Annotated in this window: 3 protein-coding genes; all 3 read right to left on the bottom strand. The window is 61.9% G+C overall.

The annotated features are described in order from the left end of the window. A partial coding sequence (locus tag ACXJ7R_RS29925; RefSeq protein ID WP_457154972.1) for a site-specific DNA-methyltransferase occupies window positions 1-1,090 on the bottom strand: 1,090 nt, incomplete at its 3' end. 65 nt (window positions 1,091-1,155) lie between these two features. Then, a complete protein-coding gene (locus ACXJ7R_RS29920; RefSeq protein ID WP_457154971.1) occupies window positions 1,156-1,350 on the bottom strand; it encodes a hypothetical protein in 195 nt (64 codons plus the stop codon). After that, the coding region (locus tag ACXJ7R_RS29915) for a bifunctional DNA primase/polymerase (protein ID WP_457154970.1) at window positions 1,347-2,491 on the bottom strand (1,145 nt) is incomplete at its 5' end. The genes ACXJ7R_RS29920 and ACXJ7R_RS29915, both read right to left, overlap by 4 nt.

Raw genomic sequence — 2,491 nt, 5'->3', positions numbered from 1 at the left:
TGGTGCCGGAGCCGCAGAACGGCTCATAGACAGCCTGTCCCGGTGACGAGTTGTTCTCGATCGGACGCCGCATGCACTCGACAGGCTTCTGCGTGCCGTGGCCCGTGTCGGATTTCCGGTGCGGGATGGCCCAGACGGTGGTCTGCTTGCGATCCCCCGCCCAGTGGCCCTTCTTGCCCTTCCTGACGGCATACCAGGCCGGTTCGTGCTGCCAGTGGTAATCGCCGCGGCCGATGACCAGCCGGGTCTTGTCCCAGATGATCTGAGAGCGAACGGCAAAGCCGCTGGCCTCCAGGCTGGCGGCCACTGTGGCGGCATGAAGGGCGCCGTGCCAAACGTAGGCAACGTCGCCCGGAAACAACGCCCAGGCCTCGCGCCAGTCGGCAYGATCGTCGTTCAACACGGTTCCCTTGGCGAGGTTGGCCCCGTCACCGAAGCGCTCGCGCCAGGCCGGGTCATAGCTGACGCCATAGGGTGGATCCGTCACAAGCAGATGCGGCTTCACCCCGGCAAGAACGCGCTCGACATCAGCGGCGCTGGTGCTGTCGCCGCAGATCAGCCGGTGTTTGCCGAGGATCCAAACGTCGCCGGAAAGGGTGGTTGATAGCGCTGGGGTCTCGGGAATATCGTCCGGGTCAGTCAGTCCTGAATTGCCGGCCCCAGTCAGCGCGGCGATCTCCAGGTCATCGAAACCCGTCAGCGATAGGTCGAAGCCGAGTTCGCCGAGATCCGAGAGTTCCAGCCCAAGCAGTTCGGTGTCCCAGCCGGCATTGAGCGCCAGCTTGTTGTCGGCGATGACCAGCGCCCGCTTCTGCGCCTCGGTCAGGCCCGCCAGTTCAATCACGGGCACTTCGCTCATTCCGAGTTTGCGGGCTGCCAGCAGGCGTCCGTGACCGGCGATGATGCCGTTCTCGCCATCGACAAGGATCRGGTTCGTCCAGCCGAACTCGCGGATCGATGCCGCGATCTGCGCCACCTGCGCATCGCTGTGCGTGCGGGCGTTCTTCGCGAACGGGATCAGAGCCGCGGTAAGACGATACTCCACCGCGAGAGGAAGAGCGCCATTCTCGATGTGGTCGACCGAGTCCAAGCGTCTTGCAGTGTGGGACCCAGAGAGAGACGTCCCGTCGTTGTTGGAGCTCTRCTGATCATTCCTCATCTCCGATTAGCCCTCCTGGCCGTGCATCGCTCGAACCGAATGATAGTGTTTGTGTTGAACGGCTTTGGCCAGTCGTCGTCATATTCATGGATGCGCGACATCACTCGTGCGGCAAAAGCTTGCGACCAATCGAGAATGACAGCCGAATGCCGATCATCGGCCGGCCTATGAGGATCGAGCTTGCGCTTCATGCCGCAAGCTCCTCGTCGGGGGCAGAGTGTGTGTCCTTTTCGGATACTAATATAAGCTTAGATCCTTCTCCTCTTTCTTCACCCGCTACCGCCGGCACCCCGGCACCAAGCAGATAGAGGTGATGGTTGCGGTTCCCGCGAGGTTTCTTGTGGCAAACCAGCAGTTCAGCCTCCAAAAGAACTTGGATCGCAGCGTAAATCTGCCGTCGGCCCGCTTTCAGGCGGCCGTTTTCGCGAAGGGCGTCCGGCACGATTGCAAACGGAGCGGCCGGCTGGTGGCCATGCGCAGACACAAGGATGCCATAGAGTAGAAAGGCCAGGCCCTCGCCAAGCCGGGCAAGTTTGTCGAGTGTGGCGCGAGGGATCTGAACAACCGAAGTGGCTTTGGTCCACAGTTCGCCTTGCTCGCGCTTCTCCCAAAACCATTCCGCCAGATTGATGAGGCTATCGTCGGAAAATTCCTCTGGCTGTTCAATCTCCCAATCCCGAAACGCGAGGAGGTCGGCAACCATTCCGTCGAAGCTCTCCGCGGCCAGAACAAGCTCACGGGCGCGTCGCTTCAGTGTCGTGTGCCGGATACCGCGCGGATAGCGCCCATTGACCCTCTCGCGTTCGGTCTCGACAGAACCGGCGCCGCGGTCGACGAACGGCGGCAGAACATCCGGAGCGATCAGCCGCCCTTCGGGCCAATACACCACGCCATCGGGACGTTCCGCTTGTGGCCCGACTACGAACTCGTTCTCGCCCGACTYGAAGTCGATGGAGATGCCAGGCAGCCGAATCTGTTTCGGCTTAGGCCCAGTGTGCCGGAAGTAGAGATGATAGCCTCGGCTGGTCTTGGTCCGCGCGGACGATGTGCCGAACCGGCGCTCCACATACTGGCGTGCCTCGGGCGTGTCCGTGTCGACGTCGACAACAATCATGTCCCTGAGGCGGATGCCATAAGAATGGCTGCCGGCAGCGGCCATCTTGTCGGATACTAGCCCAAGTGGATGTCGCATCCGATTCTGATAGCCGATGATCGGCTTCTTGCCGTCGTTGCCTCCGAGCGAAAGCAGCCAGAAGCCCGCCGAATAGAGGCGAGTCATCTCCGAGGTGAGAACGGCCGGCAGGCGCGGGTGTGCCGCCAAGTCTCCTGACT

It is taken from the genome of Mesorhizobium sp. P5_C1, assembly GCF_054049815.1.
This window is presented reverse-complemented; position numbering and strand designations above follow the sequence as displayed.

Bases quoted from the DNA above. Each gene is read 5' to 3' on its own strand.
- ACXJ7R_RS29920 (WP_457154971.1), bottom strand. From the start codon at position 1,350: ATGAAGCGCAAGCTCGATCCTCATAGGCCGGCCGATGATCGGCATTCG.